Below are 22,758 nucleotides of genomic sequence, written 5' to 3' on the forward strand. Positions count from 1 at the left end.
TCAAATTGAATAGGTATTGAGTGAAATTGGTATTATACCAATTTGTTGTTGTCGCAGCCTCTGAGACGGGGCTGCTCCCTACTATCCGACCCTGCTTCAGCACGGCGTCGGATAGCTTTTTCACACCTTACCCAGTCATTATCAGAACTCACCACTGCGTCTGAATACATTACCATGTTAAGCATGTGGCCTGTCATCTATCGCATTTAAGTGTTATTCCTTAAACACCTAAGGCACTGACCCTTACCAACTCCCCTTGGTGTTACATAACCTCTCCACCTCAAAATGGTCACTGAGTTATACCTATTTGCTTAATTAAGTGCTCTATTTTGAGGCGAGAAAATATAGTCGATAACACCGCTCACGCGCCCTGCTATCGCTGAGGTACCTGCGTCCATGTAGGCAAGGCAAAAACTTTGCGAACTCATACCTTAGGTAAAGGTTCTAAAGGAGAAATTTCTAACGCCGTTGGCGTCATATTTGCTCCGTCAAACTGCACAGGTATTAAGTGAAATTGGTATTAACTCCGCACCCGGTGTACCCGCACGTCTCTACAACACAAGCCAGTTTACGCTTGCCTGATTCGATGGTTTGTCATTGCTGTTTCGTTAATTTCTGTTCATGAACAACCTGCGACAAATATCAGGCATAAAAAAACCCACGCAGTGCGTGGGTTTTTTAAACCAGATAGGTGGCTGCTTATTTGCGCAGCTGGCGTAGAAGACGTAGCTGAGCAAGGGCTTCTTCAAGCTGCATCGCTGCTTGCTGGTAATCCAGCTCGCCTGCGGTGCCTGAAGCCAGTTGCGCCTGCGCTTCACGTTTAGCTTCTTCAGCAGCTTGCTCGTCAAGCTCATCGGCACGGATCGCAACGTCAGCAAGGACAGTTACGGTCTGTGGTTGAACTTCCAGCGTACCGCCTGCAACATAGATAAACTCTTCAGTCTTGTCTTCTGTTACTAAACGTACCATACCAGGTTTTAGGCCAGTCAGCAGTGGCGCGTGACCCGGGTGAATACCCAGCTCACCTTCACTACCTGTCACTTGGATCGCAGTCACGTCACCAGAGTACAAACTCTTTTCAGCGCTTACTACGTCAAGGCGTACTGTCATTGCCATAACAACCCCCTAATTACATGTTTTTGGCTTTTTCGATCGCTTCGTCGATTGAGCCAACCATGTAGAAAGCCTGCTCTGGCATGTCATCGTATTCACCGTTTAAGATGCCTTTGAAGCCAGAGATAGTGTCTTTCAGTGAAACGTATTTACCAGGTGCACCTGTGAATACCTCAGCAACGAAGAACGGCTGAGACAGGAAACGCTGGATTTTACGTGCACGAGATACAACTTGCTTATCTTCGTCAGATAGCTCGTCCATACCTAGAATCGCGATGATGTCTTTCAGCTCTTTATAACGCTGAAGTACAGTCTGAACGCCACGTGCAGTCTCGTAGTGCTCGTTACCGATTACTAGCGGGTCAAGCTGACGAGAAGTTGAATCCAGTGGGTCTACCGCAGGGTAGATACCAAGAGATGCGATGTCACGTGAAAGTACAACTGTTGCATCTAAGTGCGCGAACGTCGTTGCTGGTGACGGGTCAGTCAAGTCATCCGCAGGTACGTATACCGCTTGGATTGAAGTGATTGAACCAGTCTTAGTTGACGCGATACGCTCCTGTAGTACACCCATCTCTTCTGCAAGAGTTGGCTGGTAACCTACCGCTGAAGGCATACGACCTAGTAGTGCAGATACCTCAGTACCCGCCAGCGTGTAACGGTAGATGTTATCTACGAAGAACAGTACGTCACGACCTTCGTCACGGAACTTCTCTGCCATAGTCAGACCAGTCAGAGCAACACGCAGACGGTTACCCGGTGGCTCGTTCATCTGACCGTATACTAGCGATACTTTGTCTAGTACGTTTGAGTCGTTCATCTCATGGTAGAAGTCATTACCCTCACGAGTACGCTCACCAACACCGGCGAATACAGAGTAACCGCTGTGCTCGATTGCGATGTTACGGATAAGTTCCATCATGTTTACGGTTTTACCTACACCGGCACCACCGAACAGACCAACTTTACCACCCTTAGCGAACGGACATACAAGGTCGATTACCTTGATACCTGTTTCAAGTAGCTCAACTGAGCTGCTTTGCTCTTCGTATGAAGGCGCAGCGCGGTGGATTGACCAACGCTCTTCTTCACCGATTGGGCCGGCTTCATCAATTGCGTCACCCAGTACGTTCATGATACGACCAAGTGTTGCTGTACCAACTGGAACCTTGATTGGCTCAGCTGTACCTTCTACTGAAGTACCACGGCGCAGACCGTCAGTACTACCTAGTGCGATACCACGTACCACACCGCCACCTAGCTGCTGTTGCACTTCTAGTGTCAAACCAGCCAGGTCGCCTTCTGTAACTTTTAGTGCGTCATATACGGCTGGCACGTTGTCTTGTGGGAACTCGATGTCCACAACGGCGCCGATAATTTGGACGACCTTACCTAAACTCATGTCTATTCCTCTCGTTAAACTTTGCCGAAGCGTTACACGGCAGCTGAACCAGATACAATCTCACTGATCTCTTGTGTGATTGCAGCCTGACGCGCCTTGTTGTATACCAGCTGTAACTCATCAATCAGGCCACCTGCGTTATCTGTTGCGGCTTTCATCGCAACCATACGGGCAGCTTGCTCAGAGGCAGCATTCTCAACTACACCTTGGTAAACCTGAGACTCAATAAAGCGCACTAGTAGTGTCTCTAGAATCGCCTCTGGGTTTGGCTCATATAAGTAATCCCAAGCGTGAGCTGATACTTCTTCTTCAGCTTTTGGCAAAGGTAATAACTGATCGATAACAGGCTCTTGCTTCATTGTGTTGACAAAGTTGTTGTACACAACGAATAAGCGATCAATTTTGCCTTCTTCGTATGCTTTTAGCATCACAGATACAGGACCGATTACGTCCTGAACAGAAGGCGCATCTCCTAACCCGGCTTTTTTGGCTTCTAGCTCACCGCCAAAACGTTTAAAGAAACCGGCAGCTTTGCCACCCAGGGTTGCAAATGTTGCATCAACACCCTTTTCTTTCCACGCTTTAACGTCTTTCGCTACACGCTTAAACTCGTTTGAGTTCAAGCCGCCACAAAGACCACGGTCAGTAGAGATAACAATGTAACCTACTCGCTTCACCTCACGTTCGATTAAGAACGGGTGTTGGAAGTCAAGGTTAGCCTGAGCAATACGACCGATCACTTTGCGTAAGTTTTCAGCGTATGGGCGGCTGGACGCGACGCGTTCCTGTGCCTTCTTCATTTTAGAAGCGGCAACCATCTCCATTGCGCTGGTGATCTTTTGAGTATTCTTGATACTCCCGATCTTGCTTTTTATCTCTTTTCCGCTGGCCATGACTCTTTCTCCGAATCTGGGTGAGTAGCTAACTACTCACCTTCATAACACATTACCAAGTTTGCGTAGACTTGAACTTCTCAAGAAGTTCTTTCAGCTGCGCTTCGATCTCGGCGTTGTAGTTACCAGTTTCATTGATTTGAGTCATTAGCGCTGCGTATTCGCTTTTCGCGAATGCGATAAGGCTTGCTTCAAAATCAAGTACTTTGTTGATTTCGATGTCTTTCAGGTAGCCTTTCTCAACAGCGAATAGAGACAGAGACATGTCAGCAACAGACATTGGTGCGTACTGTTTCTGCTTCATTAGCTCTGTTACGCGCTCACCGTGCTCAAGCTGGGCACGTGTTGCATCGTCAAGGTCAGAAGCGAACTGAGAGAACGCCGCTAGCTCACGGTACTGAGCTAGCGCTAGACGGATACCACCACCTAGTTTCTTAACGATTTTAGTTTGCGCTGCACCACCTACACGAGATACCGAGATACCAGCGTTAACCGCTGGACGGATACCTGCGTTGAACAAGTCAGTTTCCAAGAAGATCTGACCGTCGGTGATTGAGATAACGTTGGTAGGTACGAATGCAGAAACGTCACCACCTTGAGTTTCAATGATTGGCAATGCCGTCAATGAACCTGTTTGACCTTTCACTTCACCGTTAGTGTATTTCTCAACGTAATCAGCGTTAACGCGTGATGCACGCTCTAGCAGACGTGAGTGAAGGTAGAATACGTCACCTGGGTAAGCTTCACGGCCCGGCGGACGCTTAAGTAGTAGAGAGATCTGACGGTAAGCAACAGCTTGCTTAGACAGGTCATCATATACGATTAGCGCGTCTTCACCACGGTCACGGAAGTATTCACCCATAGTACAACCAGAGAACGGAGCCAGGAATTGTAGTGCAGCAGACTCAGAGGCTGAAGCAACAACAACAATGGTGTTCTCAAGAGCGCCGTGCTCTTCTAGTTTACGTACTACGTTAGCAATGGTAGAGGCTTTTTGACCAACCGCAACGTACACACACTTAACGCCTGTGTCTTTTTGGTTGATGATAGCATCGATAGCCAGTGCTGTTTTACCAGTCTGACGGTCACCGATCACTAGCTCACGCTGACCACGACCAACTGGGATCATAGAGTCGATAGACTTATAACCAGTTTGTACTGGCTCGTCTACTGATTGACGCTCGATTACGCCCGGTGCGATTTTTTCAACTGGCTCAAAACCATCGTTGTCTACCGCGCCTTTACCGTCAATCGGCTCACCTAGTGTGTTTACAACACGACCTAGCAGACCACGGCCTACTGGTACTTCAAGGATACGACCTGTTGATTTAACTTTTACGCCTTCTTTAAGGTCAGCGTATGGACCCATTACTACCGCACCTACTGAGTCGCGCTCAAGGTTCAATGCGATAGCATAACGGTTGCCAGGAAGCTCGATCATCTCACCCTGCATACAGTCAGCAAGACCGTGGATGCGGATGATACCGTCGGTAACAGATACGATAGTACCTTCGTTACGCGCTTCACTTACAACTTCAAACTGCTCAATGCGTTGCTTGATCAGTGCAGAAATTTCTGTGGAATTAAGTTGCATGCTCTTTTTCCCAATTACGATTGTAGCGTCGTCACAAGACGATCTAACTTGCCGCGAATAGACCCGTCGATAACGGTATCGCCGGCTTTAATGACCAGACCACTTACGATGGTTTCGTCGATGCTACAATTCAGCTTAACTTTGCGTGCGAAACGTTTCTCAAGTGCCGCGACCAATTTTGCTTGCGCATCTTCGGCAAGCGCTGCTGCTGAAACGACGTTAACGTCGATTTCTTTGTCATAGTCTGCTTTTAATTCAGCAAACAAGTCTGCAACAGCTGGCATGGCGGCTAAACGCTCATTTTCGGCCATCAGCTTGATAAGGTTTTGGCCTTGTTCGTTGAGTTGCTCAGCGCATAGCTTGATGAATACATCAGACTGCTCTGCTTCAGTGGCAATGCCACCTAACAGCGCCTGAACCTGTTCATCGCGGGCCACCTGGCCTGCGAAGAACAGCATTTCATTCCAAGCTTCAACTGTGCCTTTCTCAACGGCAAGTTCAAAAGCCGCTTTAGCGTATGGGCGAGCGATAGTAGTCAATTCAGACATGCTCATACCCTCTACTTAAAGCTCAGCGACAAGTTTTTCAACGATGTCACTGTGTGCGGCTTGATCGATTTCACGCTCTAAAATCTTCTCTGCACCAACCACAGCCAGAGTCGCTACTTGTTGACGTAGCTCTTCTTTCACGCGGTTGCGCTCAGATTCGATCTCAGAGTGTCCCTGAGCAATGATTTTCTCACGCTCTTGCTGACCACGAGTTGTCTCTTCGTCAACAATCAGCGTTGCACGCTTTTTAGCTTGTTCGATGATTTCAGCAGCCTGAGTTTTCGCTTCTTTCAGTTCTTCAGCCGCTTTTTCGCGCGCTAGCTCAAGATCTTTTTCAGCTTTGTCAGAGGCAGCTAATCCATCTTCGATTTTCTTCTGGCGAGCTTCAATCGCACCATTTAGTGGTGGCCATACGAACTTCATACAGAACCATACGAAGACCACAAATGCGATTAATTCACCTATTAGAGTGGCGTTTAAGTTCACGACCGCTCCTCCTTACTTGACAGTTGTTCGTTTCAGGTATTTTGCAATATTAAAGAGCGAACAACATGTACATAGCGATACCTACACCGATCATTGCTACGGCATCGATAAGACCAGCTAGGATGAACATTTTAACTTGTAGTTGAGGCGCAAGCTCAGGCTGACGAGCACATGCTTCTAGGAACTTACCACCCATGTTACCGAAGCCTAGTGCAGTACCGATTGCACCAAAACCGATTAGTAGAGCAACAGCGATAAGTTTAATAGCAACTGCGATTTCCATTTTTATCTCCAAAGTTTCAATAGTAAATTAAAGTTAAAGTTTAAAAAATTCTTTTTGTTTCAGCTAATTAGTGACTTTTTGTACTAGCCATGCTGAGGTAAACGATAGTCAGCATCATAAATACGAATGCTTGCAGTACGATTACCATGATGTGGAATACAGCCCATACAAAGTGCAGTGGAAGCTGCATCAGGCCGATTGCACCGATCAGGATGAAGATCATCTCACCTGCATACAAGTTACCGAACAAACGCAGTGCCAGCGAGAAAGGCTTAGCAACCAGCGCGATTGTTTCAAGTAGCAAGTTACAAGGGATCAGGATAACCATCACCAGTTTGTTCTTAGAGCTGAACGGGTGCAGCGTAAGCTCACCAATGAAGCCGCCCAGGCCTTTGATACGAATTGAATACCCGATCATCAGAATAAATACGCCCAGTGCCAGTGCAGCAGTCATATTCACGTCTGTGGTCGGTACAATTTTCATGTAAACATCGTGTGGGTCCATACCAAATGCTTGTTCACCAACAAAGCCGGCGAAAGCAGGTAGGAAGTCAACAGGAACCAAATCCATCAAGTTCATTAAGAACACCCAGACGAAAATCGTCAGGGCCAAAGGCGCGATCAGCTTGCTATTGCCATGGTAAGTGTCTCGCACGTTATCACCAACGAGCTCAACAACCATTTCAATAAAGCACTGGAATTTACCAGGAACGCCTGTGGTGGATTTTTTAGCGGCACTTCGGAAGATCCATAAGAATATAAGACCTAAACCGATGGACCATGCGAGGGTATCTATATGCCATGTCCAGAAACCACTGTCCGCACATGCTTTATTGAAGGCCAGACCGGCATCGGTCGAACACATCTTGGCATTGGTCAAGTGGTGCTGAATATGGCTCGATAGAGTCACTTCTTCTGCAGCCATTGTTTTATCCTAAAAGTTAATGATTAAAAAAAATCAGAACCAACCATTGTGTCAGCATTACCAGCATGTAGGTGCCAAAAAATGGCAACATAACCACTGAAAAATGCTTAAAAATCAGCGCAAAAAGCACAACAGTTAGCAAAAATTTTAATCCGTTTCCTCGTTTTAGTGAGGAATACACTTGATTTGCCTTACTCGCACCCATAAATCGGAATGCATAAGCGGCAAATACAAAATTAGGGAGTACCAGCACCGCACCGCCAGCCAACGCCGACAGGCCTGCTTCCACTCCCCAACCAATAAAAACTATTACTGCAGCAATGATAGCTACGAGACCCTGATACAAAACACCTTTTAATGCGGCACGCCGATATGGGCTTGCTAACGAATGAGTCACTTATATTTAACCTTAATGACGCTAAATTTTATCAGGGCTAGAAAACTGGCGAAATTATACTTATTTCTGCTCAATTTGCAACTTGACGAGACGAAATGTAACGCTTTTCGAGCGCCCATTTCGCCTCAGAAGGTAACTTTAGGAGGGTTGTTGAAAATCGGGCTGGATACGCCCCAAAATTCCGTCTAATTCGTCTAAATTTGCATAAGAAATCACCAGCTTACCTTTGCCTTTTTGGTTATAATTTATCTCCACTTTGGCTCCCAGGTTCTCTGCCAGTTGTTGCTCAAGCAGTTTAACGTCCGGATCTTTCTCTTTTGCTGGTTTTTGCTCCACTGGCTCCAGCATCGCACGCACTAATTTTTCAGTCTCGCGCACGGTCAGCCCTTTGGCTACGGCTGTTCTGGCGGCTTCTGATTGCTGCTCGCCGGTCAATGCCAGCAGACAGCGTGCGTGACCCATCTCAATATCACCATGTTCCAACAAGATTTTTACATCATCATTGAGGTTATTGAGACGAAGTAAATTGGTCACTGTGGTGCGCGACTTACCAACCGCATCCGCCACTTGCTGATGGGTTAGTTCAAACTCATTCAGTAACCGGTCGAGCGCCACGGCTTCTTCCATGGCATTGAGATCTTCACGCTGAATGTTCTCAATCAGGGCAATGGCCACCGCCGCTTCATCGGCAACATCTTTGATGATACAGGGCACCACATCCAATTCAGCAAGCTGGGCCGCACGCCAGCGTCGTTCACCGGCAATAATTTCGAATTGGTTTTCCGCAATGGGGCGCACCACGATTGGCTGTAGTACCCCCTGGGCCCGAATTGAGCTGGCCAGCTCTTCAAGTGCCTGCTCAGACATATCTTTGCGCGGCTGATATTTACCACGCTGCAAATACTCGATGGGCAACCGCTGTAATTCCTGATCGGTCACCTCATGACTTTGCGTCGTCTGCTCGGGTTCAACGGCACGCTCGGTGCCCTGGGTTTGTGTGACTTCAGGCTGAGCTGATTGTGGAGCAGCAGGTTTTGCTGAACTCAACAAGGCATCCAGACCTCGACCCAAACCGCGTTTTTTCACCGACATTGTTTTTTCTTCCTCTTAGGCAACAGCTGCTGCTTGTTTTTCCTGACGGCGGAGCATTTCTCCGGCCAGTGCCAGATAGGCTTTGGCACCACTGGAGGCTCTGTCATAGTACATCGCCGGTGCACCAAAACTCGGCGCTTCAGCCAGACGCACATTACGTGGGATCACGGTGCGGTAGACTTTTTCACCAAAATGCTGTTTTAGCTGTTCAGACACATCATTGGCCAGGCGGTTACGTGGATCATACATAGTACGCAGGATCCCTTCGATCTGTAACTGTGGATTGACCAGCTTAGACAGCTGGGTAATGGTATCCATCAGGGCTGTGAGTCCTTCCAGTGCGTAATATTCACACTGCATTGGCACCATCACAGAATCAGCCGCGGCCATCGCATTGACCGTCAACATATTCAATGAAGGCGGACAATCGATAAAAATAAAATCATACTGATCCAGCACCGACTCCAGCGCATTGCGCAACCGCACTTCGCGGGCAAACAATTCCATCAGCTTAACTTCGGCTGCCGTGACATCGCCATTGGCAGCAATCAAATGGTATTCGCCGGAGGTTTCTTTGCTGATCACGTCCTGGATCGGGGTTTCTTCGATCAGTAGATCGTAAATGGTTGCTACTTCGCCATATTTGTCAACACCGCTGCCCATGGTCGCATTGCCTTGTGGATCCAGGTCAATCAGCAGGACCTTACGTTTGGTCGCAGCCATGGAGGCTGCCAGGTTGACCGCAGTGGTGGTTTTTCCCACACCGCCTTTTTGGTTTGCAATCGCAATGACTCTAGCCACTATGTCCTCGAATACTAGTCTTTTTTCAGAATGATTAAATGACGTTCACCGTCCAGCTCGGGTACCTGTAAGCTGATATCACTTTCCAGGGATACACCAGCGGGCAGGCTATCCAGTTCCTGCTGCGGAAACTGACCTTTTAATGCCAGAAAGCGGCTTTCACCATCGACCAGATGTCCACACCACTGAACCATGTCCTGCAACGAGGCAAAAGCGCGGCTCAGTACACCGTCTAATTTAACACTTGGCTGATATTCTTCAACACGAGACTGAACCGGTGTGACGTTTTCCAGTCCAAGCGCATGTTTTACCTGGGTTAAAAAACGTACACGCTTGCCAAGGCTGTCAAGCAGGACAAATTGGGTGTCGGGCAGGGCGATGGCCAGTACGATCCCGGGTAGTCCCGGTCCGGTGCCTACATCAATGTAGTTTTTGCCACTCAAGTGAGGCGCAACCACCAGTGAATCCATGATGTGTTTAACCATCATTTCTTTTGGATCGCGCACTGAGGTCAGGTTGTAGGCTTTGTTCCATTTGTCGAGCAGCCCGACATAATCGACGAGCTGCTGCTTTTGTTGTTCAGTTAGCGTGATGTCCGTGCGCGCTAACAGGGCTGTAAGTTGTTCTAATAACACAGTCTTCCATTTGTTGTTACGCAGACTTGCGCAACAACCCTTGCTTCTTCAGATACACTAATAATAGCGAAATCGCAGCAGGGGTGATACCAGAAATACGAGACGCCTGACCGATAGTTTGCGGTCTGGCTTCTGTGAGCTTAGCCATCACCTCATTAGACAGGCCGCTAACCTGAGTATAATCGAACTCAGCAGGTAACAAGGTTTCTTCATGGCGCAGCTGTTTGTTGATCTCATCCTGCTGACGCGCAATATAGCCCGCGTACTTAGTCTGGATCTCAACCTGCTCCAGCGCCTGGGTATTGTCCTGATCGCTTGCCAGCCCCTCGATCTGCATTAGATCTTTGTAACTGACTTCCGGGCGACGGATCAGATCTTCTAAACTGGCTTCACGGGTTAATGGCGATTTCAGTAATTCGTTCACCTGCGAAAGCGCCGGATGATCTTTGTGGATCCAGGTATTGCGCAGTCGTTGTGTTTCCTGTTCCATCACTTCCAGCTTATTGTTGTATGCCGCCCAGCGCTCATCATCAACCAGACCCAGCTCACGACCTTTTTCGGTCAGACGCAGATCCGCATTGTCTTCACGCAACAGCAGGCGGTATTCAGCACGGCTGGTAAACATACGATAGGGTTCTTTGGTCCCAAGAGTTGCCAGGTCGTCGATCAAAACACCGGTATAAGCCTGATCGCGACGTGGTGTCCAGGCTTCCTGACCTTTTACTTGCAAGGCCGCATTCATACCTGCTATCAGACCTTGTGCACCAGCTTCTTCATATCCGGTGGTACCATTGATCTGGCCGGCAAAGAACAGACCATTAATGAATTTGGTTTCCAGAGACTGTTTCAGGTCGCGCGGATCGAAGAAATCATACTCGATTGCGTAACCTGGACGACAAATATGCGCATTTTCAAAACCCTGGATTGAACGCACAATCTCCAGCTGAATATCAAACGGGAGGCTGGTGGAAATGCCGTTCGGATACAACTCGTAAGAAGTCAGTCCTTCCGGCTCAACAAAGATCTGGTGTTTTTCTTTGTCAGCAAAGCGGACTATTTTATCTTCGATAGATGGGCAGTAACGCGGCCCGATCCCTTCAATCACACCGGCATACATAGGCGAGCGGTGCAGATTATCGCGGATCACATCATGGGTTTTTTCATTGGTATAGGTGATATAGCAAGGGATCTGTTGTGGATGATCCGATGCTTTGCCCATAAATGAGAATACCGGTGTTGGTGTATCACCAGGCTGTGCCTGCATGACTGAAAAGTCTACGGTACGCGCATCAATACGTGGTGGTGTACCGGTTTTCAGTCGATCAACGCGGAAAGGCAGTTCACGTAAACGCTGTGCCAGGGCAATCGAGGGGGGATCGCCTGCACGACCGCCTTTGAAGTTTTCCAGACCGATGTGGATCTGGCCGCCCAGGAAAGTCCCCACTGTCAGTACCACTGTTTGTGCACTGAAGCGCAGTCCCATTTGGGTAACAACGCCCTTAACCTGATCCTGTTCAACGATCAGATCATCACATGATTGCTGGAAGATCTTCAGATTATCCTGATTTTGCAAGATCTCCTGGATCGCCGCTTTATACAGAGCGCGATCCGCCTGAGCACGTGTTGCTCGCACAGCTGGGCCCTTAGAAGAGTTCAAAGTACGGAACTGGATCCCACCTTTGTCGATCGCTTTGGCCATTGCGCCACCTAAAGCATCGATCTCTTTTACCAGATGACCTTTTCCGATCCCGCCGATCGCTGGGTTACAGGACATCTGTCCCAGGGTGTCCATATTGTGTGTTAACAATAAGGTATTCATGCCCATACGTGCTGCAGCCAACGCTGCCTCAGTACCAGCATGACCACCACCAACAACGATAACGTCAAAATGTTCGTGATAAATCATTTACGGGATCCTACTTAAAAACAACCAGCAAATTTCGAAAGGGTGCGTATTCTACCCAGAAAAACGCAGAAGTGAAACGTTTAAATTTTAATCAGAGCAAAAGGATCACTTAATAATATATAAGGATCTTTTTAAAGATCTTTTATTAGATCTTACTATTAGATCAGCCCGGATCTGTGAATAACAGTGTATTCCTTATTTGATCCAAAGAGTTAGATCAGATCATATGATGTGAATTAGATCGGATCATCACGATGAAAAGCTTTGATCAAAGTGGCTATTTATTCACAGGGCAAGATCCGATGAAAACTATCCAATGGATAAGTATGCTTAGATCTGCAGTTAGATCAATGGTTATCCACAATGCGATCTAAGAAAGGTCTATTTTGTGAATAACTTCTGTGTAAAAGATCTTACTGCAGATCCATATACCTTATTGCGCTGCCTGGCTCAGCTGCTGTGTTAGCTCTGGTAACCAGGCAATGGCTGCATCTTCCGGCAATGCTTCATCTTGTACATCGACCTTTAATACCGGTAAAAGCTGCTGCGCGCCTTTATCTGCCAGTAACTGCGCACAATTACTGGCGGCCAGGTTAAAGGTGTCGTAACTCGAGTCGCCAATGCCAACCACAGCAAAGCGAATGTGGCTCAGATCATCATGTTGCGTCAGTTGCTCTATAAAAGGCAGCAGGTTATCCGGGTAATCACCCGCACCATAAGTGGAAGTAACCACCAGCCACAGAGGATGCTGACAGGCGTTCAGATCTGGCTGCTCATGCAGATGTGTGCTGAATTCACTGGCATCGAGTTGCTCGGCAAGCTGCTCTGCGACGTATTCCGCACTGCCCATCTGGCTGCCTATGATGATCTCAATATTGCGCATGACGCGGTGTACCCTGATTGCTGACTTTCGATCTATTCGCGACATCTTAATGACCTCACAACAGAAGTAAAGTCTTGATCTGAGTTTGGGATAAAAAAATCTTGCCTGATTTGTGTGCAAAGGGGAGGTTTTTTTGATTAATTAATTATATAACAATAGCTTAATAAAATATTCCGGCGGCTTTTTCAGTGTGCTAGTTGTGGATAAACCGCGTATATCCTGATGTTTTTTGGGGTTATAGGGTAAGGCTAAAACGGCCTCTTAGGTGGCAAAACCGCCCTGTTTTTCGGCTTGTGGATAGTTTTGGAGGGATAAGTCGATCTACAGGCAAAATTGCATCCTAGTCGAGGATCTATAAACTTTGATCCATATAATAAAATAATCTAAAAAATGGCGATCTTTTTTTGGATCACAGCCCGGATCGGACTGTTTTTGATAACCTGCAGCGCCAAAAGGCCGGGTTTAAGGGTCGCGTACGGTGCAGCTGTGTGCGATTTATGGGCTTACCGGAGTCGATACCGACAGTGACGGAGCGTGTTTATGGTCGTTATTCTTGACTAAAACGGTGTTATTAAATCGGCCAGACTGCACGATATGGCACCCGATCAGCAAAACCAAACAGGGCGAATTTATAAATAAGGAAAGTGTGACTAGCTGTGGGAATGGGCGCAGGCCAGAGCGGCACTGCGCTGATAAAAGGTTATTTACCGATACAAAAAGAGCTGAAGATCTTACCGAGCAGGTCGTCGGAGGTGAATTCACCGGTGATCTCATTGAGGTGTTGCTGGGTCAGGCGTAGCTCTTCGGCCAGGATCTCGCCGGCTATGTGCATTTCTAACTGAGTCTGACCAATCTCCAGGTGCTCTGCGGCACGCTCTAACGCGTCAAGGTGACGGCGGCGCGCCATAAAGCCGCCCTCGGTTGCACCGGTAAAGCCGATACAGGCCTTAAGGTGTTCACGCAGCAGATCTATGCCTGTGCTGTCTTTGGCACTGAGGCGGATCAGGGCATGACCATGGTCGTGACTGGTGCCCGTGGGTTCGCCACTGAGATCGACCTTGTTGCGGATCACTGTGATGTCCATGCCTTGTGGCAGCTGTTCAATGAATTCTGGCCAGATCCGGGCAGGATCGGTTTCATTGGTTTCGGTGCCATCGACCATAAATAATACGTGATCGGCGGCGCGGATCTCATCCCAGGCGCGCTCGATACCAATTTGCTCGACCTTATCCGGACTGTCGCGCAGACCTGCGGTGTCTATGATATGCAGCGGCATGCCATCAATATGGATATGTTCTCTGAGGACATCCCGGGTGGTGCCGGCGATATCGGTCACAATGGCGGCTTCCCGGCCTGCCAGCGCATTGAGTAAGGAAGACTTACCTGCATTGGGGCGACCCGCGATCACCACTTTCATGCCTTCACGCATGATGCTGCCTTGTTTGGCTTGCTGACGCACCACGCCCAGTTGCTCTATGATGGCGCTGAGATCGCCGGCCACTTTGCCATCGGAAAGAAAGTCGATCTCTTCATCCGGAAAGTCGATTGCGGCCTCAACATACATGCGCAGATGGATCACCTGTTCCACCAGCGCATTGATGTGCTTTGAAAAGTCTCCCTGCAAAGAGTGCAGCGCGCTTTTGGCTGCCTGTTCACTGGTGGCATTGATCAAGTCGGCGATGGCTTCGGCCTGGGTCAGATCCAGCTTGTCATTCATAAAGGCACGCTCGGAGAATTCGCCGGGCTTTGCCAGCCGCACACCGTCAATCTGACTGATCTCTTTAAGCAGCATATCCAATACCACCGGGCCACCGTGGCCTTGCAGCTCCAGCACATCTTCGCCGGTAAAGGAGTTCGGGCCTTTAAAGAACAAGGCGATCCCCTGATCGAGTTGTTCTCCCTGAAGGGTTTGGAATGGCAGATATTCTGCGTAACGGGTTTTCGGGCATCTGCCGAGAATTGTGTGGGCAACTTGTTCGGCCAGAGTCCCCGAAATTCGGATTATGCCGACGCCGCCCCGACCAGGTGCGGTTGCCTGTGCTGCAATGGTGTCTTGTGCGATCATGATGACCCTTGAAAGCAAACTCTAATTAGCGCTAAGTGTACAGCAAACGCGCGCTGTGAGGTATAGTAGAGGCGGTTCAGAAATAAGGATATAACTTGTGGTGGTATTTGCTCAGTATCGCTTTGACAGCGACAGCTTGGTATTAAAAAAAGATCAACACGTGGTGGTGCTGCGCCCTAAAGTTGCTCAGTTATTACAATATTTATTGGCCCGACCGCAGCAAGTAATATCCCGCGAGACATTGCTGGAGGCACTGTGGCAGCATGGTGAGTTTCGTGATGCTGCATTGACGCAAAGTATGGCGGAGCTGCGCCAGGCACTGGGTGATGATGCGCAGCAGCCCAGCTTTATCCGCACCGTGCCGCAGCGGGGCTATCAATGGATCTGCCCGCTGACACAGCCAAAGCACAACAAGCACAAGGTGTTATTGAGTGCGCTGTTAAGTGCCTCCTTGCTGATTGGTGGCGGTGTTATTGCTCAGTTCACTTATACAGATCCTGCGCCGGTGTCGGCGCAGCTTGCCCATCCCGCTTTAACTATTTTGCCTCTGGACAACCAAACCGGGGTCGCCGCCAATGCCTGGTGGGGCTATGCGCTGCACGCGGCATTGACGACACGATTGCAATCTGAATACCGTTTGATCCCGGCTGCGCAGTCGACGCAAGAGGATAATAGCAGGCAGGTGGCGCTTACTTTATCGCGCCAGCAACAGCGCTATGTGCTGACCATTCATACCGCCCGGCAGCAGCAAAAGATCGTGGTTGAGCAGCTGGATATGGGGTTTGATGACGTCGCTGAGCAGATCATTACGGCACTGGCTTTACTGCCCGATGGACAAAATGCGCGTAAGCCGGAGCAGGTTGCTTCGCAAGACTATTATCGCGGATTACAGGCGCTGGATGAGCAAGGCAACAGACTGGCTAAATCCTATTTTGAGGCAACCCTTATCCAGCATCCGCAGCATCTGGCTGCGCAACTTGAACTGGCACGCATTGCCTGGCAACAAGGTGAGCTGGCGAAGGCGCGGGCCTTGTTCGCTGCGATGGACCTAAGTGCCGCAGAGCCTGCCATACGGGTTCGCCATTATCTGTATCTGGCTGAGTTTAATAAAGCCCTGGGCGACTATGCACAGGCGCAGACTGCCGTGCAGCATGGGCTGACGCTTGCGCAGCGTCACCAGTTGCTGGAGCAACTGGCCACAGCGTATCAGTTACAGGCCGAGCTGTTCTGGCTCACCCAGCAGTGGGATGCCTACGCTAAAGCGCTGAATTCAGCATACGCGTTAATTGGCAGCCGTGCCCTGGCGTATCGCGACGCACAACAGGCCTTTTATCTGGCCAATCCGCCCGCCGCCGGGCCCGAAACCAAGCGTTTACTGGATTTAGAACGCAGCAAGCAGGTGCTGGCACAGTCGATAGCTTTTTACCGTCAGTCGCCCCGGCGCAATTTACTGGCGCGGGCTTTATTTGCCTACGGGCAGAACTATCTGGTGCCGGTTGCGCAGAGTGAACCGAGCTTGTTAGAAGCGCTGGAGATTGCATCGGAACTGGGTGATGAATATTTACAAAAGCAAATACTCACTTACCTGGGGTTTTACTATATTCAGCTGCATCAGCGCGATAAGGCACTGATGTATCTGACACAGGTGGAGCCTGATCCACAGTTTATTCCTCACTATGAATTACACTGGCTGCTGCGCGGCATGGCGATTATGGATGGCGCACTGGACCAGGATGGCGCGCCGGGACTCGCAACTGCCATAGAGACCTTCGAGAAGTTGTTAGGCTGGGAGCAGGTATCCACCCTCACCGCTGCGCATGCACAGTTGATGCTGGGGTGGAGTCTGATAAAGCAAGATGAGCTGGAGCGGGCCGACGCGTTAGTGAGAAGCGCACAGGCGGTATATCAGCAGCTCAAGCTGGTTGAGACTGAGGGCTATGCCCGTTACACACGTATGTATATTCATTTACGCCGGGGTGAGGCGAAACAGGCACTGACTTTATTGTCTGCGCCAGAGCAGGCCAGTCATCTGGAACTGTTATATGGTGCAGTGGCGGCTTTTCTGGTTCATGATCATGCTTTATCAAAGCAGTTAAGCGATCAATTGGCCACACGCCCCAATAGTGCTGCACTGATCAATCAGCTTACCTGGATCAGAGCTGCAATAGTGCCGCCATTTGAGTTGGTTACAGCTGTTATCGACAAACCCTACAGCGTGTACTGTCAGAGCAACTGGGCGCTATAAAGGAAAAGGAGGCACCTGATTTGCGCGGTAAATCACCTTGCCCTGCCGGTTTTGTACCACCCAGTAGGGTAAGTCTGTCACCTCAAAGCGCCTGAACAGCTGATTGTGGCTGTCAAAAACGATCTCATGATTAACGTTAAAGCGTTGTTGATAGGCGCTAACCTGAGTGTGATCCACATAAAACGGTTTGATCACGGTGATTACCGGGTAGTCGATATTGGCTGACAGGTGGTTATTCTGTGCGATCCTGCGCTCACAATCCGGGATATGCTGAAACGGGCACAGGCTGTCACTGAAGAATAATACCCGAAAGCCCGTACCCGGGCGGGTGGGGTTAAAGGGTTGTCCGGACAAGGTTTGAAGCGTTTTATCCTGAGCGGGCTGGTCTGCGTGTGCCGCTAGTGGGGCCTTGCTTAGCGCCTCTCGTGTGATTACTTTTTTTCCTTCTACCACCAGCCGATAGGGAGTTTGTCTCACGCCATAGCGGATCGCCAGCTGATTGTGGGTGTCTATTTGCAGACCGCCATAGACAGGGAACTGCGCAGTAAACTGATCCACACTGGGCTTATCTATGTTGATGTCCGGGTGCAGAAAGCGACGCTCGATATCGGGGTGTGGATCGGGCAAAGAGGTTTGCTGCACGTACTCATCCCAGAGGTTAATAAAGATGTACTCAACCGGGGCGGCGACTGACTGCTGGCTGAGCAAGAACGCAGTCAGGCTCAGTAATAGGGTGATCGGGATGTGTAATTTCATAGTTTGGCTCCTGTCAGTGTCGCCAGGTGTTGTCTGAGTTCATCGGTTAACAGGGCGCTGCGGTAAATCTCTTTGCCACTGGCATCGAGCAAAATATGCTGAGGTGTGCCGGTGACCCGGTACTGGCGGGTAATGCTACCTGTTGCATCAAACACCGTGGGAAACCGATAGCCATAGCGGTTTAAATAGGTTTTTACCCCCTCGACGGTCTGATTAAAGCCCACATTGACGGCAATGACCTGATAACTTTGCTTGCTGTTTTCAAAGGCCTGCTGGAGCAGAGGCATCTCTTCTACACAATAGGCGCACCAGGTAGCCCAGAATTTCAGGTAAGTGACTTTGCCACTGCTTGAGATTGGCTGATCTGCCAATGTTCTGGCCTGCAAAGGGGGATAAGGTTTTGCCGAGGCCGTGGCCGACAGGGCCAGTAATACTATGCCTGTGAGGAATGTCTTCAGATTAGTCTTCATAATGGTTTCCATAAGGGTCTCCTTGCGTTATAGCCAGCTCTTGCCGGCTTGAATAAGAAAATATTGCGCCATGATGAGCAGTAACAGCGCACTGATGGTCGGCACGTGATTGAGCCAGGCGCCAGCGCGCGGCAAACGCGTCACAAATTGACTGCTCAGTCCCGCCAGCAACAGCAGGGTGCTCATACCCAGTGCAAAACTGAATAACAGCAGCGCCCCGAATATTGGCTGCCCGCTGGTGGCTACAAACAGCAGCAAGCCACCGAGCACCGGAGAAGTGCAAGGTGCTGCCACCAGTGCACTGGTCATGCCCATCAGCAGCGCCCCCTGCGAGCCCTGAAGTGCAGGGCCCGGTAAGCGTGGAAAAGTCAGCCAGCCTTTATTGACCAGGGCCAGATACATGAGCAGATTGGCAAAACCAACCTGTACCCAGGGGTTGGAGGCCACGATCCCAAACAGACTGCCACTGTAGGCTGCAACGCCACCCAGCATGGCATAGACAGCGGCAAAGCCGAGACAATACTGCAGTGGTGCCAGTGCCTGGGTGCGGTATCTGGTTAGTGAGGCCAGGGTAATGGGCAGCAGAGGATATACACAGGGCGTAAAGCTGGTCAGTACACCGCTGAATAAGGCCATCGGTAATAGCCACCAGCTGAGGTGCGATGTGTTTAATGCGTCTAACAGAGGGGGTTCCAACATACAGTGCTCGCTAAGTCGTTAAGATGCTGAGCAGCGTGCTACATGGACTTCAATCTGCCTATCAAAGTGGCATAAAATCCACCTCAAATTTTATCAAAGCATTGATTTTAATGATTAAGCTGAGCTGTGAGACTGTGAGACTGTGAGACTGTGAGACTGTGAGACTGTGAGACTGTGAGACTGTGAGACTGTGAGACTGTGAGACTGTGAGACGGATATGCCGTTGGATGTTATCGCGAGCATAAAAAAACGGCCCGCGATGGACCGTTTCTTGATTATCTGTATTGCGTATTAACCGCGGACTTTCATGCCCTTTTTCTCCATGCCACGATAGATATACAGCATCTGGGCAATTGAGATCAGGTTAGAGACCAGCCAGTAAAGCACCAGACCAGACGGGAACCAGATAAAGAACACAGAGAAGATAACCGGCATCCAGGTCATCATCTTTTGCTGCATAGGATCAGTCACAGTCATAGGTTGCAGCTTCTGAGTCAGGAACATACTGGCACCAAACAGGATGGGTAGTACATAGTATGGGTCTTTTGAAGACAGGTCTGTCAGCCACAGCATAAACTCGGCATGGCGCAGCTCTGTTGATTCCAGGAATACATAGAATAGCGCCAGGAAGATAGGCATTTGTAGTAACAGTGGGAAGCAGCCGCCCATAGGGTTTACTTTTTCCTTACGGTACATCTCCATCATTGCCTGACCGAATTTCTGACGGTCATCGCCATAGCGCTCTTTCAGAGCCTGCATTTTCGGCTGTAGCATACGCATTTTTGCCATAGAGGTGTATTGCGCTTTGGTAAGTGGGTAAAGAAACGTTTTTACGATTAAGGTAATCGCAATGATGGCCAGACCCCAGTTACCGATAATGCTGTGCAGGAACTTCAGCAGGCTCAGTAGTGGCTGAGAGATAAACCATAACCAACCGTAGTCGACTGTCAGATCCAGGTCTTCATGCAGCGCTTCCAGTGCGTCAGTGTCTTTTGGACCCATGTAGTAAGTAGCGGTGAGCTGTGCAGTGCCATTAGCCTGAATATTGGTTGCTTCGCCTTTTACACCTATGATGCTGTTGTTATTACGCAGTGAGCTGTAAATGGTGTTGTTCTTTTCCTGACCTGGTACCCAGGCACTAACAAAGTAGTGCTGAATAAAGGCAACGTAACCACCCTGAGTATTTTTATTCAGGTTGGCATCGGCCATATCAGAGAAAGAGTATTTCTCATAAGGCTCTTCGCTGGTGCCATAGGCTGCGCCCAGATAAGTCTGGTCAACCATGCTGCCTTTTTCCTGAACAGTGCGCTTGATTTGGGTGTACAGTTGCACCTGAACTGGATCAGCCGTTGGGTTAGTTACATCGTATTCCAGAGCGACATTATACTGACCTGGTTTGAATACAAAGGTTTTGCTGAACTGCACGCCTTTGCTGTCAACAAACGTCAGCGGTACACGCAGCTCTTCACCGTTTAATGTGTAGCTGGTTTGTTCGCTTTGATAGACTGGGCGACCCTGGCTTGATGCATCCGGGCCATTCAGGCCAATCAAACCACTTTGTGCAAAGTATTCTTTGCCTTCAAACTCACCCAGTAACAGGTAAGGTTGGTCGCTGCCATGGGTTTCGGCGTGCTGAAGTAATTTCGCCTCAACAATGTCACCGCCACGGGTGTCAATTTTCACTGCCAGTACATCGGTGGTTACCGAAATGACTGAGCGAGTAGCCACAGTGGCCTGCATTGGCACATCAGCCTGACTGGAAGCCGGTACGTCGGCCTGGTCATTGTTTGCGGGGCCGGCCACTTGTTGTGTGACGGCACTGGTATCAGCATTGGCTGCGGTTTGTTCCTTTGACCACTCTGTGAAGAGTAAAAAGGTAACCAGCAGCAAGCCGATAAATAAAAACGTGCGTTGCGATTCCATAACAGCTCTTATTTCTCGTGTTGTTTATCTTGCGTTGATTTAGCAGGCACGGGATCAGACCCGCCTGCACTTAAAGGGTGACATTTTAATATGCGTTTAAGCGCTAACCAACTCCCTTTTGCAATTCCATGTAAATTAATTGCCTGAATTGCATAATGAGAGCAGGTGGGTGTATAGCGACAGTGTGGTCCCAACAGCGGACTAATAAATTGCTGATAAAAACGGATCACACCTAATAGCAGTGTTTTGATCAGTCTTTGGCATACCTTAAATGGCCACCGGATCCACTTTATACATTGCTGCCTCAGGCGCGATGATAGTGTGGAAGGGGAGTGATTCATGATGATGCCGTCAGAACTGATAACCAATCCCCAAGAAACAGCGGGAAATTGGCGATTAAAAGGTGAGCTAACTTTACCTTATCGGGGTCAAAATAGCCATTGAGCACCGTGCGATTTTAGCGAAATCACAATAAGTTGAACTCGATTAATCGTTGAGTCACTGCCGCTTATGATGGCACTGAATAGATTGTAGCAAGCATAGCCGATGCGGGACGGGCTAAGTCGTGATACTCGTTTTTATTTATCGTTTTGTTTAGTCGGTTTGGGATTTCGTTGCTTAGACGCTGGGCGCTTTTTACCCTGGCGTTTATGTGGTGGTGGCTTAGGGGCACCTGGTTTACAGCGCTCATTCACTTTACGCCATAATTTTGCCAGTTGTTTGCTGAGCTCTTCATTGGTTTGCTCGTCTACGCCAGTTTTGACCATCAGTACAATATCAATATTGTCCAGTTTATGACGGTTTAGGCGAAAGCTTTCACGGGCAAGACGTTTAATGCGATTGCGTTGGCAGGCTTTTTTACAGCGTTTTTTAGCCACGGTAAGTCCCAGACGTGGATGTCCGACATCGTTGGGTTTAGCTAAGAGTGTAAAATAAGGAGTGGCTGCGCGAGCGGGTTCGTTAAAAACTCGGGAGTAATGCGAGGGAGTTAACAGACGTAACTCCCTGCTGAAGCTAAAGTCTTCCACTTATATATTAAGCAGAAAGTACTTTACGGCCTCTAGCACGACGACGCGCTAGTACTTTACGGCCATTCTTCGTTGCCATACGTGCACGGAAACCGTGAGTACGCTTGCGTTTAAGAACGCTAGGTTGAAAAGTTCTTTTCATAACTAATCCATCCGATCGGTTAAAGTTTAAAACATCCTATGCAGGTCGCGATCCTGGCACAGGTGCCATTGCGAGCGCGAGATATTAATGCCGCGGCGTAGGAAAGTCAATCATAATCGCGCCATCAAGCATAGATTTTAGCCAGAAATAACAAAAAACAGTCATTCGCTCTGTTATCCCTTAGGGTAAGGCCACGCATTATACCTTTATAGCAATCACTGTGGGATCAAAATCGTAGAAATAATGGATCCATTTTGTGTTGTGAGATCAGATCCGATCTGTGTATGCGTGTGTGATCAACTCAGATCGGATCAAAGTGGGGTTTTCCACACAACCTGGGTGAAAAGTGACAACATCCTCTGGAAAACTTAAAATGATCGTGTTTTTTAGATGAGATCCTGGCGTATTTTTGCTAAGATCAGTAAACAAGGTGAAAAATAAAATGCCAATAAAAACAAATGGATGCATTTGT

Annotated in this window: 23 protein-coding genes; 1 reads left to right on the top strand and 22 read right to left on the bottom strand. The window is 48.9% G+C overall.

The window, feature by feature from the left end:
* Window positions 1–699: 699 nt before the first annotated feature.
* The 15 genes from C3B51_RS17140 to mnmE form a co-directional block, all read right to left on the bottom strand.
* Window positions 700–1,116, bottom strand: a complete 417-nt coding sequence (locus C3B51_RS17140; protein WP_125783170.1) for a F0F1 ATP synthase subunit epsilon — start codon at window positions 1,114–1,116, stop codon at window positions 700–702.
* A 13-nt stretch (window positions 1,117–1,129) separates the two neighbouring features.
* On the bottom strand, window positions 1,130–2,515 hold the full coding sequence (gene atpD / locus C3B51_RS17145) for a F0F1 ATP synthase subunit beta (protein ID WP_010384876.1): 1,386 nt from the start codon (window positions 2,513–2,515) through the stop codon (window positions 1,130–1,132).
* Window positions 2,516–2,547: 32 nt separating this feature from the next.
* A complete protein-coding gene (gene atpG / locus C3B51_RS17150; RefSeq protein WP_054016188.1) occupies window positions 2,548–3,408 on the bottom strand; it encodes a F0F1 ATP synthase subunit gamma in 861 nt (286 codons plus the stop codon).
* 52 nt (window positions 3,409–3,460) lie between these two features.
* Entirely contained in the window at window positions 3,461–5,002 is a 1,542-nt protein-coding gene (gene atpA, locus C3B51_RS17155) for a F0F1 ATP synthase subunit alpha (protein WP_046004730.1), read from the bottom strand.
* Window positions 5,003–5,016: 14 nt separating this feature from the next.
* Window positions 5,017–5,550: a F0F1 ATP synthase subunit delta gene (gene atpH, locus C3B51_RS17160; protein ID WP_046004731.1), complete on the bottom strand. Its 534-nt coding sequence runs from the start codon at window positions 5,548–5,550 to the stop codon at window positions 5,017–5,019.
* A 15-nt stretch (window positions 5,551–5,565) separates the two neighbouring features.
* The gene (atpF, locus tag C3B51_RS17165) at window positions 5,566–6,036 is read right to left on the bottom strand and encodes a F0F1 ATP synthase subunit B (protein ID WP_125718619.1); all 471 of its coding nucleotides are present in this window, start codon (window positions 6,034–6,036) and stop codon (window positions 5,566–5,568) included.
* 49 nt (window positions 6,037–6,085) lie between these two features.
* Window positions 6,086–6,319 (bottom strand): F0F1 ATP synthase subunit C, encoded by a 234-nt coding sequence (gene atpE, locus C3B51_RS17170; protein WP_008222392.1) that lies wholly within the window; start codon window positions 6,317–6,319, stop codon window positions 6,086–6,088.
* Between the two features lie 67 nt (window positions 6,320–6,386).
* The gene (gene atpB / locus C3B51_RS17175; protein ID WP_054016190.1) at window positions 6,387–7,244 is read right to left on the bottom strand and encodes a F0F1 ATP synthase subunit A; all 858 of its coding nucleotides are present in this window, start codon (window positions 7,242–7,244) and stop codon (window positions 6,387–6,389) included.
* A 16-nt stretch (window positions 7,245–7,260) separates the two neighbouring features.
* Window positions 7,261–7,641 (bottom strand): ATP synthase subunit I, encoded by a 381-nt coding sequence (locus tag C3B51_RS17180; RefSeq protein ID WP_010384869.1) that lies wholly within the window; start codon window positions 7,639–7,641, stop codon window positions 7,261–7,263.
* Between the two features lie 138 nt (window positions 7,642–7,779).
* The gene (locus tag C3B51_RS17185) at window positions 7,780–8,733 is read right to left on the bottom strand and encodes a ParB/RepB/Spo0J family partition protein (protein ID WP_046004734.1); all 954 of its coding nucleotides are present in this window, start codon (window positions 8,731–8,733) and stop codon (window positions 7,780–7,782) included.
* 15 nt (window positions 8,734–8,748) lie between these two features.
* The gene (locus C3B51_RS17190; RefSeq protein WP_046004735.1) at window positions 8,749–9,534 is read right to left on the bottom strand and encodes a ParA family protein; all 786 of its coding nucleotides are present in this window, start codon (window positions 9,532–9,534) and stop codon (window positions 8,749–8,751) included.
* A 14-nt stretch (window positions 9,535–9,548) separates the two neighbouring features.
* Window positions 9,549–10,169 (bottom strand): 16S rRNA (guanine(527)-N(7))-methyltransferase RsmG, encoded by a 621-nt coding sequence (rsmG, locus tag C3B51_RS17195; protein ID WP_130245856.1) that lies wholly within the window; start codon window positions 10,167–10,169, stop codon window positions 9,549–9,551.
* Between the two features lie 16 nt (window positions 10,170–10,185).
* The gene (gene mnmG, locus C3B51_RS17200) at window positions 10,186–12,075 is read right to left on the bottom strand and encodes a tRNA uridine-5-carboxymethylaminomethyl(34) synthesis enzyme MnmG (RefSeq protein ID WP_130245857.1); all 1,890 of its coding nucleotides are present in this window, start codon (window positions 12,073–12,075) and stop codon (window positions 10,186–10,188) included.
* Between the two features lie 433 nt (window positions 12,076–12,508).
* Window positions 12,509–12,958, bottom strand: a complete 450-nt coding sequence (gene mioC / locus C3B51_RS17205; RefSeq protein WP_130245858.1) for an FMN-binding protein MioC — start codon at window positions 12,956–12,958, stop codon at window positions 12,509–12,511.
* A 700-nt stretch (window positions 12,959–13,658) separates the two neighbouring features.
* A complete protein-coding gene (mnmE, locus tag C3B51_RS17210) occupies window positions 13,659–15,023 on the bottom strand; it encodes a tRNA uridine-5-carboxymethylaminomethyl(34) synthesis GTPase MnmE (RefSeq protein ID WP_125783176.1) in 1,365 nt (454 codons plus the stop codon).
* Between the two features lie 97 nt (window positions 15,024–15,120).
* On the opposite strand from mnmE, the gene C3B51_RS17215 reads away from it, so the two are divergent.
* Window positions 15,121–17,268, top strand: a complete 2,148-nt coding sequence (locus tag C3B51_RS17215; protein ID WP_130245859.1) for a winged helix-turn-helix domain-containing protein — start codon at window positions 15,121–15,123, stop codon at window positions 17,266–17,268.
* Here C3B51_RS17215 and C3B51_RS17220 read toward each other — a convergent pair.
* The 7 genes from C3B51_RS17220 to rpmH form a co-directional block, all read right to left on the bottom strand.
* Window positions 17,263–18,024, bottom strand: coding sequence for a TlpA family protein disulfide reductase (locus C3B51_RS17220; protein ID WP_130245860.1), 762 nt, complete (start codon window positions 18,022–18,024; stop codon window positions 17,263–17,265). The genes C3B51_RS17215 and C3B51_RS17220 overlap by 6 nt on opposite strands.
* The gene (locus C3B51_RS17225; protein WP_130245861.1) at window positions 18,021–18,506 is read right to left on the bottom strand and encodes a TlpA family protein disulfide reductase; all 486 of its coding nucleotides are present in this window, start codon (window positions 18,504–18,506) and stop codon (window positions 18,021–18,023) included. The genes C3B51_RS17220 and C3B51_RS17225 overlap by 4 nt, the downstream gene beginning before the upstream one ends.
* Before the next feature lie 15 nt (window positions 18,507–18,521).
* The gene (locus C3B51_RS17230) at window positions 18,522–19,193 is read right to left on the bottom strand and encodes a cytochrome c biogenesis protein CcdA (protein ID WP_130245862.1); all 672 of its coding nucleotides are present in this window, start codon (window positions 19,191–19,193) and stop codon (window positions 18,522–18,524) included.
* A 291-nt stretch (window positions 19,194–19,484) separates the two neighbouring features.
* On the bottom strand, window positions 19,485–21,116 hold the full coding sequence (yidC, locus tag C3B51_RS17235; protein WP_130245863.1) for a membrane protein insertase YidC: 1,632 nt from the start codon (window positions 21,114–21,116) through the stop codon (window positions 19,485–19,487).
* Window positions 21,117–21,124: 8 nt separating this feature from the next.
* On the bottom strand, window positions 21,125–21,457 hold the full coding sequence (gene yidD, locus C3B51_RS17240) for a membrane protein insertion efficiency factor YidD (protein ID WP_240701920.1): 333 nt from the start codon (window positions 21,455–21,457) through the stop codon (window positions 21,125–21,127).
* A 237-nt stretch (window positions 21,458–21,694) separates the two neighbouring features.
* Entirely contained in the window at window positions 21,695–22,144 is a 450-nt protein-coding gene (gene rnpA, locus C3B51_RS17245; protein ID WP_130245864.1) for a ribonuclease P protein component, read from the bottom strand.
* Between the two features lie 7 nt (window positions 22,145–22,151).
* Complete coding sequence (rpmH, locus tag C3B51_RS17250; RefSeq protein ID WP_010384852.1) at window positions 22,152–22,286, bottom strand: 50S ribosomal protein L34; 135 nt, start codon at window positions 22,284–22,286, stop codon at window positions 22,152–22,154.
* Between the last annotated feature and the right edge of the window lie 472 nt (window positions 22,287–22,758).

Source organism: Pseudoalteromonas rubra (genome assembly GCF_004212645.1).
In the GTDB taxonomy this organism is placed as follows: Bacteria; Pseudomonadota; Gammaproteobacteria; order Enterobacterales; family Alteromonadaceae; genus Pseudoalteromonas; species Pseudoalteromonas rubra_G.

Coding starts and splice junctions, on each gene's coding strand:
- mnmG (WP_130245857.1), bottom strand. CDS start 12,075: ATGATTTATCACGAACATTTTGACGTTATCGTTGTTGGTGGTGGTCAT.
- mnmE (WP_125783176.1), bottom strand. CDS start 15,023: ATGATCGCACAAGACACCATTGCAGCACAGGCAACCGCACCTGGTCGG.
- atpH (WP_046004731.1), bottom strand. CDS start 5,550: ATGTCTGAATTGACTACTATCGCTCGCCCATACGCTAAAGCGGCTTTT.
- C3B51_RS17185 (WP_046004734.1), bottom strand. CDS start 8,733: ATGTCGGTGAAAAAACGCGGTTTGGGTCGAGGTCTGGATGCCTTGTTG.
- C3B51_RS17225 (WP_130245861.1), bottom strand. CDS start 18,506: ATGGAAACCATTATGAAGACTAATCTGAAGACATTCCTCACAGGCATA.
- yidC (WP_130245863.1), bottom strand. CDS start 21,116: ATGGAATCGCAACGCACGTTTTTATTTATCGGCTTGCTGCTGGTTACC.
- rpmH (WP_010384852.1), bottom strand. CDS start 22,286: ATGAAAAGAACTTTTCAACCTAGCGTTCTTAAACGCAAGCGTACTCAC.
- C3B51_RS17140 (WP_125783170.1), bottom strand. CDS start 1,116: ATGGCAATGACAGTACGCCTTGACGTAGTAAGCGCTGAAAAGAGTTTG.
- atpG (WP_054016188.1), bottom strand. CDS start 3,408: ATGGCCAGCGGAAAAGAGATAAAAAGCAAGATCGGGAGTATCAAGAAT.
- C3B51_RS17230 (WP_130245862.1), bottom strand. CDS start 19,193: ATGTTGGAACCCCCTCTGTTAGACGCATTAAACACATCGCACCTCAGC.
- yidD (WP_240701920.1), bottom strand. CDS start 21,457: ATGAATCACTCCCCTTCCACACTATCATCGCGCCTGAGGCAGCAATGT.
- atpE (WP_008222392.1), bottom strand. CDS start 6,319: ATGGAAATCGCAGTTGCTATTAAACTTATCGCTGTTGCTCTACTAATC.
- atpD (WP_010384876.1), bottom strand. CDS start 2,515: ATGAGTTTAGGTAAGGTCGTCCAAATTATCGGCGCCGTTGTGGACATC.
- atpB (WP_054016190.1), bottom strand. CDS start 7,244: ATGGCTGCAGAAGAAGTGACTCTATCGAGCCATATTCAGCACCACTTG.
- C3B51_RS17220 (WP_130245860.1), bottom strand. CDS start 18,024: ATGAAATTACACATCCCGATCACCCTATTACTGAGCCTGACTGCGTTC.
- atpA (WP_046004730.1), bottom strand. CDS start 5,002: ATGCAACTTAATTCCACAGAAATTTCTGCACTGATCAAGCAACGCATT.
- mioC (WP_130245858.1), bottom strand. CDS start 12,958: ATGCGCAATATTGAGATCATCATAGGCAGCCAGATGGGCAGTGCGGAA.